We start from the raw sequence: 8,160 nt of genomic DNA, 5'->3' as shown, positions 1-8,160 counted from the left end.
CATTGTTATTATATAGTACGTCAAATTCTAAAGTTAACACTCCTTCAGAGTCAACATATAGTGGTGCATTACGATCGCTTCTGTTTGAAAGATTATTAATGCTGTCCAGCATTTCTACCCTAAAGGTAGATTCAGGGCCTGCTATATGAAGTTTTTGTAAGGGATTGGGTGTATTTATACCAACATTTCCTTGCTGGGAATACATAATTCCAAAAACAAAGCAGCCGAAGAATAACAATATGTAATGTTTTTTCATAGGTTAAAAAATGTAAATTGGGCGATGCTAATATAGTAAAAAACAATATTATTACGATGTATTACATATATTTTCGATGAAATGCATAATATTGTATTATTTATTAAGATTTTTCTTATAATGTTTTCTTACAAAAAAATAGTCTTATAGTTGATAAACATTTTCTATTTTGTAACAAAAAGCCATTTAAACTGACAAACAGTTGTAATTAATCAATATGTTTCATCTTTTAGGAGAAAATATCAGAATTGCTTTAAATTCAATTCGCACTCAACTGCTTAGAACAATATTGACAATATTGATTATTGCATTTGGGGTGTTTGCCTTGGTTGGGATTTTGAGTTTTATAAAATCGTTTGAAAATACCATTGCCGGCGATTTCGCCTCTATGGGCTCGAATACCTTTTCGCTGCAACGCTACAGTTTCGACCTACAATTTTCGGGGCAACGTGACCGTGTGCATCCCGTAATTAGCTACAGGGATATCAAACAGTTTGAAGAAACTTATCAGTTTCCATTGACACACACCGGGGTTTCCTTTACCGGAACTGCGTCTGCCGAGGTGAAATATGAAAATTTAAAAACAGACCCTGAGGTACAGGTTTTGGGGGTGAACGAAAATTTCATCAATAATTCCGGTCTTGAAATAACAGACGGAAGGGAATTCAATCAGTTTGACATTTCCAACAACAACAATGTATGTGTGATTGGTTCAGACATTGTGAAAAGTTTATTTCCGAATGACAATCCCATTGGGAAAACCATCAGTATTCGAGGAGCAAAGTTTACTGTTATAGGTGTTTTAAAGGAAAAAGGCTCTACTTTTGGAAACAATCAGGACCTGCGGGTATTGATTCCCATTCAGGCAGCGAGAAGTATTTTTTCGAGGCCAAATATCAACTACAACATCAGCGTGATGGTAGACAATGCCGAAATGCTGGATGCCGCTCAGGAAGAAGCAATCATTGTTTTCAGAAACATCCGCGGGCTCAACCCCATTGAGGAAAATAATTTTGGAATGCAGCGCAGTGATGATTTAATCAACCGAATTGCCAGTATTACAGGCTACCTTGAAGCTGCTGCCTGGATTATCAGCATTATCACCATTTTTGGTTCGTCCATTGCCTTGATGAACATTATGCTGGTTTCTGTAACTGAACGCACCCGGGAGATTGGTGTACGCAAATCATTGGGCGCTAAAAGAAAAACCATTGCCAATCAATTTATTATTGAAACCGTGATTATTGGCCAATTGGGCGGTTTGGTTGGAATATTTTTTGGCGTTGTTGGTGTGTATTTTCTGGCCACTGCAATAAATTTTGAATATTCAATCCATTGGGCGGCGATGTTTGCCGCAGTGATTATTTCGTTTGTTGTTGCAGTAATCGCAGGTTCTTATCCGGCCGCCAAAGCAGCAAAACTCGACCCTATAGAGTCATTGCGTTATGAATAATTATTTAAGTAGATTATTTAAAGTGTTGTAAAAGCCACCTTCAGTAATTATTGCACCTTCTTTTATAAAGTTGAACTTTTCCAGATTGGGCTCCAAAGTGTATTTTTTTTCGGCTTCAAAAATTTCAACCATATCTTCGCCTATGTTTTCTTCAAGCCAATGCAGTCCTTCTTCTGTAAGTATATTAACGGTTGGGTCTGAGCTTTTTACAGCAATCAGGTGTATGTTGTTTTTCTTGAAATGAAACAAAAACACTTGCTGTTCACACCAGTTTTCAAGGAATTGAACATTGTTTAAAGTTCCTTCCCAAATTAAATCACTAAAAACATCGAGTTCTTCTTCCGCTACATTGGGTTTTTTAACTTTCAGTTTTTCCCATTCATCTGCGGTGATGGATTGGCTGGCCAAAAATCTGGCAAACTCTAGGTGAAGGGCTTCAAACTGTTCTTTGGTGAGTCTTGTGTATTTCATTTTCCGGGAAATAAAAAAGCCTTTTGAAGTGAGTCAAAAGGCTTTTGAATGATATATAAAATCAAATTATTTTGCTTCAGCAACTACCGTAAAAGGTAAAGTTGTAATCACATCTCTGTGAAAACGTACTGAAGCTTCATATTGACCAATTCTCTTGATTAAACCACCCGGAATGGTGATGTATTTTTTCTCAATAGTGATTCCTTCATTTTCCAGTGCTGCTGCAACATCGGCACTTGAAATTGAGCCAAACAACTTGTCTCCTTCTCCGGTTTTGGCAGCAAGTTTAATTTCAAGTGACTCCAGTTTTGAAGCAATTTTTTTAGCATCATCAACAAGCTTTTGCTCTTTATATGCACGTTGCTTCAAAGTTTCTGCAAGCATTTTCTTTGCAGAAGGTGTTGCCAAAATAGCGTGACCTTGTGGAATCAAAAAGTTTCTTGCGTAACCGTTTTTTACGGTTACCACGTCGTCTGTAAATCCTAGATTCTCGACGTCATTTTTTAATATAACTTCCATGTCTTGCTATTTTTTATTTTAATAAATCGGCTACATAAGGCATTAAAGCCAGGTGACGTGCTCTTTTAACCGCTACTGCCACTTTTCTTTGATATTTCAATGAAGTTCCTGTAAGTCTTCTGGGCAGTAATTTTCCTTGCTCATTCACAAATTTCAATAAGAAATCCGGGTCTTTATAATCGATATACTTAATGCCGGATTTTTTGAAACGGCAGTATTTTTTGTTTTTTGTTGTATCGATATTCAAAGGGGTAAGATATCTGATCTCACCGTCTTTTTTTCCTTTAGATTGTTGTTCTAGTGTTGCCATAATTAAGCAGTTGCTTTTTCTTTGTTTCTGTTTCTTCTTTTCTCTGCCCACTCAATGGCATGCTTGTCAAGCTTTACGGTTAAGTAACGCATAATACGCTCGTCTCTTTTAAAAGTTATTTCAAAAGAATTGATTATCTCTCCGGGAGCTGTAAATTCAAACAAGTGGTAAAAACCACTTTTTTTGTGCTGAATTGGGTAAGCCAGTTTTTTAAGGCCCCAATTTTCAATAGATATCATCTTAGCTCCGTTTGAAACGAGAAAATCTTCAAATTTCTTTACTGTTTCCTTTATCTGATCTTCAGATAAAACGGGATTTAAGATGAAAACAGTTTCATAATGATTCATAAATAATTGTTTTAATTAATTAACTAATATTCAGTCACCTAATATGCTCAGGTAAACGAGGGTGCAAAAATAGTATTAAATTATCAATTAACAAAAGCTTTTCCATCCATAATTTTTGTTCTTACAAAAATCGCTAAACATCTTAAATTTTAAACGTTTAACATAAAAAATGTTGCAGTTTATCGATATTTTATTTAATATTGTCCTACTTATTAATTGGGACATTAGTGGAAAAAGTAATACTTAATTGCGTAATTGTTGACGATTCCAGCTTACAACGCCTTTCAATCGTAAGACTGGTTCAAGGTCATCCATCATTAAATCTTGTTGCAGAATACAACAATGCCATTGAAGCAAAGATGGGATTGCTCAATAACAAAATAGATTTGGTTTTTCTTGACATTGAAATGCCAATCCTCTCCGGTTTTGACTTACTCGATGACCTACAGCAAAAGCCTCAAATTATATTTATTACGGGTAAAACAAAATATGCCTTTAAAGCATTTGACTATGATGCGGTTGACTATTTAAGGAAGCCCATCACCAGAGAACGTTTTCTAAGTGCTGTTCACAAAGCAATTACCAATTACAAACTTAAAAATGAAGAAGGATTTGATGATGAAGATTTCATTTTTGTGAAAAGCAATTTAAAAAAACGAAAAGTCTTTTTAAATGAACTTAAGTATATAGAAGCACTGGGCGATTATGTAAAACTTGTGACTGACCACGAATCTTTGGTTGTGCTTTCCACCATGAAATCATTTGCGGCCTTGCTGCCTCAGGACAGGTTTATGAGAATTCATAAATCATATATAGTAAATCTTGAAAAAGTGGAACGTTACAACAGTAAAGCCGTTGAAATTGAAAAAGAGTTTTTGCCCTTGAGCAGAAATAAAAAAGCCAATTTGGTTGAAGCACTCAGCTCTTCATTTGGTTAATAATTGTCCACATCCAGCGTAAGTTTTACACTCCTGAACTCCTTTACTGCTAAAAATGATTTTTCAATCTTTCTGATTGCTTCCTTTGATTTGGAAATTGAATAGTTTTTAGGAATCTTTATCAGAACATGAGAGATGTATTCATTTCTTATTCTTCCAACCGGTGGTTGCTCAGGCCCTAAAACATTTTCTTTAAAAACAGTTTTCAAAGACAATCCCAGCCAGTTTGCTGCAGCCTGCATTTTATTATACTTTCGGTCTTTTACAACAATTTTTATCATCCTGTAATAAGGCGGGTACTTAAACTGAAATCGTTCTTCAAGCTGTGAATGATACATTCCGTCATAATCATGCTCAACAACCTTCTGCAAAATAGCATGTAGCGGATTGTAGGTTTGTATAATAACTTTTCCTTGTTTGTCTGTTCTGCCTGCCCTGCCTGCAAATTGGGAAAGCAATTGATAACTCCGCTCCAATGCCCTGAAATCAGGATGATTAAAAAGATTATCTGCATTCATAACGCCAACCAGTGAAACATTCCTGAAATCAAGTCCTTTGGTGAGCATTTGTGTGCCTACCATAATATCTGTTACACCCTGCTCCAAACCCTCAATCAATTTTTCAAAAGCGTGTTTGCCCCGTGTGGTATCCTGATCCATTCGGGTGATTGTTTTATCGGGAAAAAGGGCTTTCAATTCTGTCTCAATTTGTTCAGTCCCTAAGCCTTTGGTGTCAATGTGGGAACTTCCGCAAGCCATACACGATTCCAGCATGGCGATGTGATAGCCACAGTAATGACAACGAAGTTGCTTTTTGCCTTGATGATAAGTGAGCGTGACATCACAATTGGGACATTGTGGTGAGTGGCCGCAAGTCATACATTCCACTGTGGGTGAAAAACCCCTTCTGTTTTGAAACAGCAACACCTGCTCCCCAATATCAAGTACCTGTTGGATGGCTTCAAGCAGTTGAAAGGAAAAATGTCCTTTCATTTTCTTTTTTTGGTAATTTTCACGCAAATTGATCAACTCAATTGCGGGCATCTTGATTTCACCATACCTTTCAGCAAGGGTTACCAATCCATATTTATTTTCGCGGGCATTGTGATAGGTTTCCAATGCCGGTGTTGCAGAACCCAAAAGTACTTTGACCTTATGAAACCCGGCAAGTACAATGGCACTGTCACGTGCGTGGTATCTGGGCGCAGGACTGTACTGCTTGTAGGACGGCTCATGCTCTTCGTCAACAATTACCAACCCGAGGTTTTGAAATGGCAAAAACAAAGAGGAGCGGGCACCCAAAACAATTTGTGCCTTTTCATGATTATTCAACACATTGTTCCACACCTCTACCCTTTCGTGAATGGAATATTTTGAATGATAAACCGAAACTTTCTCTCCAAAATACAGTTGTAAACGACTAATAATTTGAGTGGTGAGCGCAATTTCAGGTAACATAAACAGCACTTGTTTCCCGGCTGAAATAGTCTCACTAATTAATTTTACATAAATTTCTGTTTTACCGCTGGAGGTTACACCGTGAAGTAAAGTGATGTTTTGGGTCTGAAAACTTTCTTTAATTTCTTCGTAAGCCTTTTGCTGAAATTCATTCAATTGTTTTTCAGGAGTTGTAGCTTGACCTTGAAACTGAACCCTGTCTTTTTGAATTTCGAATACCTCAAGAATTTCTTTATCAATCAATGACTTTATTACTGAAGTTGAAACATTGCTTTTTTCCTGCAATTCTTTCAATAAAACAGTTTTTTTGGTTGCTGTTTTAAGTTGAAAGTAGGTCAACACAACTTTGCGTTGTTTTCCGGCATTTGAGAGTTCTTCAAACAATTTTTTAAGCCCTATATCAGAATTGTATTTAGTTTGAATCGCTACATATTTTACCAACTTGGGCTTGTATTGCTCAATAGCTTCCTCTTTGGTAGTGATTATTTTTTTTTCAATCAACCGATGTAACAAAGGTATAATGGATGGTGTATTTACAATGGATTGAATGTCCTGAATCCTTAACTCCTTCTGCATTTGTAGGGCATCAACAACCAAGTGTTCATCTTCATTCAGCGAATCAAAATCGATTTTTGCACTTGGATCAAGGGAAATAATCGTTTCGCTTTCAAGCAAAAAAGCCCTTGATAGTGCCGCCCTCATCACTTCGCCCACAGTGCACATATAATAGGAAGCCATCCACTCCCAATGCTTGATTTGAATTTCGGTTACTATGGGTTTTTCGTCAAGAATTTGTTCAATCTCTTTGGTTTGGTATAAACCGGGTGCTTGCGAATGAATTCCATAAACAATAGAAGTATAGACTTTAGATTTCCCAAACGGAACTGTCACACGCATTCCGGCTTTCAGGAACAAGGCTTCATCTTTATTGATGCTATAAGTAAAAAAGTTCTGGATGGGGACCGGTAATATGACGTCAACAAAATAATTCATGTCATTTTGTTTTTTTTCGGTTCTTTAACCTGTGTAGGGTTACATTGAGTTCAAACCCAAGTAAGAGGAGGTTTGAGTTGATCCACACATACAACATCATAATCAACAACGCTCCAATAGAGCCGTACAACTCATTGTATGTCGAAAAATTCTCTATATAAATTCCGAAAAGATAAGTAGTTAACATAAAAAGCCCCGTGGTAATCACAGCCCCGAGAGAGAAAAAGCGATAGGAACGGCTTTCCTTGGTGCCAAAATAGTAAAGTGTTGCGATAATGATATAAATCAAAACAATAAAAGAAACATATCGCATGATTGAAATCCATGCTAAATTATTGAACAAATAGGCTTCTTCATTTAGGTTCATTATGAGATACTGCCCAATAATTAACCCTATTACAGATGCAAAAAGCACAAATGCAAGAAAAATGGAAACCCCCACAGCAATGAGGTATTGACGCATAACCGAGCGCTTTTTCCTTACGTAAAATGAATATTCAAATCCGCTAAAAATGGCGTTTACACCATTTGACATCAGGAAAATAGCCAAGATAAGTGTGAAGGACAAAAGACTCCCCCTGGGGTTTGCAGCAATATCTAAAAGAATGGGGTGAAAAAATTCTGCTGTTTGTGGTGGAAGCAGTTCATCGATAAGCATTAAAAACTCCTGCTGAAAATTTTTAATTCTAACGTAAGGAATAAGGTTAAGCACAAAAAGAATAAATGGAAAAATTGCCATAAAAAAACTAAACGCAATCCCCCCTGCCCGGGAAGAGAAAGTGCCTTTGGCTATTCCAACAATGTAAGTTTCAAGTAAATCGTAAAGAGAAAACTCATCAATACCGGGCAATGAAATCTTTTTGGCAAATTCCACCAACTTGTTTATAACCGGAATTTTTGAGAGACTTTCTTCAATACTTTTTGTCATAGTATATTTCCTAAAATTCCACAGCTTTTAAACTCATATCCAAATTGTGCACAGAATGAGTAATAGCTCCTGTTGAAACAAAATCGACACCACATTCAGCATAAGACCGGGCTGTTTCAAGAGTGATTCCTCCTGAAGATTCTATTTGACAACTTCCTGAAATCATTTCAACGGCTTTCTTGGTATCTTCAATATTGAAATTGTCTATTAATATTCTATAGACACCTTCATTGTTTAATATTTCTTCAATTTCCTTTAAGTTTCTTGCTTCAACCATGATGTTTAAATGCAGTTTATTTTCTTCTAAATAAGCTTTAGTGGCCTCAATCGCTTTGGTGATTCCTCCTGCAAAATCGATGTGGTTGTCCTTGAGCATAATCATATCATACAGAGCAAACCGGTGATTTTCACCACCACCTATTTTCACCGCCCACTTTTCCAAAGCCCTGATTCCGGGAGTAGTTTTTCGGGTATCAAGTACTTTGGTT

General features: G+C 36.6%; 9 protein-coding genes and 1 pseudogene. 2 read left to right on the top strand and 8 right to left on the bottom strand.

Features of this window, described 5'->3' with window-relative positions:
- A pseudogene (locus AC6F75_RS09490) lies at positions 1-256 on the bottom strand (hypothetical protein); the annotation flags it as partial.
- Positions 257-473: 217 nt separating this feature from the next.
- Between AC6F75_RS09490 and AC6F75_RS09485 the strand changes: the two are divergent.
- Complete coding sequence (locus AC6F75_RS09485) at positions 474-1,709, top strand: ABC transporter permease (RefSeq protein ID WP_500714764.1); 1,236 nt, start codon at positions 474-476, stop codon at positions 1,707-1,709.
- On the opposite strand, the gene AC6F75_RS09480 is transcribed toward AC6F75_RS09485, so the two are convergent.
- From AC6F75_RS09480 to rpsF, 4 genes are all read right to left on the bottom strand, one after another.
- A complete protein-coding gene (locus AC6F75_RS09480; RefSeq protein ID WP_500714763.1) occupies positions 1,710-2,180 on the bottom strand; it encodes a DUF6495 family protein in 471 nt (156 codons plus the stop codon).
- A 66-nt stretch (positions 2,181-2,246) separates the two neighbouring features.
- A complete protein-coding gene (gene rplI / locus AC6F75_RS09475) occupies positions 2,247-2,699 on the bottom strand; it encodes a 50S ribosomal protein L9 (RefSeq protein WP_500714762.1) in 453 nt (150 codons plus the stop codon).
- A 13-nt stretch (positions 2,700-2,712) separates the two neighbouring features.
- Positions 2,713-3,009 (bottom strand): 30S ribosomal protein S18, encoded by a 297-nt coding sequence (gene rpsR / locus AC6F75_RS09470; protein WP_500714761.1) that lies wholly within the window; start codon positions 3,007-3,009, stop codon positions 2,713-2,715.
- A 2-nt stretch (positions 3,010-3,011) separates the two neighbouring features.
- On the bottom strand, positions 3,012-3,356 hold the full coding sequence (gene rpsF, locus AC6F75_RS09465) for a 30S ribosomal protein S6 (protein WP_500714760.1): 345 nt from the start codon (positions 3,354-3,356) through the stop codon (positions 3,012-3,014).
- Between the two features lie 227 nt (positions 3,357-3,583).
- Here rpsF and AC6F75_RS09460 point away from each other — a divergent pair, with 227 nt between their 5' ends.
- Positions 3,584-4,294 (top strand): response regulator, encoded by a 711-nt coding sequence (locus AC6F75_RS09460; RefSeq protein WP_500714759.1) that lies wholly within the window; start codon positions 3,584-3,586, stop codon positions 4,292-4,294.
- Here AC6F75_RS09460 and priA read toward each other — a convergent pair.
- The 3 genes from priA to AC6F75_RS09445 all read right to left on the bottom strand — a co-directional run.
- Positions 4,291-6,744 carry a replication restart helicase PriA gene (priA, locus tag AC6F75_RS09455; RefSeq protein WP_500714758.1) on the bottom strand — a complete coding sequence of 818 codons (2,454 nt, stop codon included), beginning with the start codon at positions 6,742-6,744 and terminating at the stop codon, positions 4,291-4,293. The two genes, AC6F75_RS09460 and priA, sit on opposite strands and share 4 nt — an antisense overlap.
- Position 6,745: 1 nt before the next feature.
- Positions 6,746-7,672, bottom strand: coding sequence for a YhjD/YihY/BrkB family envelope integrity protein (locus AC6F75_RS09450; RefSeq protein WP_500714757.1), 927 nt, complete (start codon positions 7,670-7,672; stop codon positions 6,746-6,748).
- A 10-nt stretch (positions 7,673-7,682) separates the two neighbouring features.
- The coding region (locus tag AC6F75_RS09445) for a nicotinate-nucleotide diphosphorylase (protein WP_500714756.1) at positions 7,683-8,160 on the bottom strand (478 nt) is incomplete at its 5' end.

It is taken from the genome of Planktosalinus sp., from assembly GCF_059864935.1.
The sequence above is the reverse complement of the archived record's forward strand: the minus strand, read 5'-3'. Positions and strand labels throughout refer to the sequence as shown.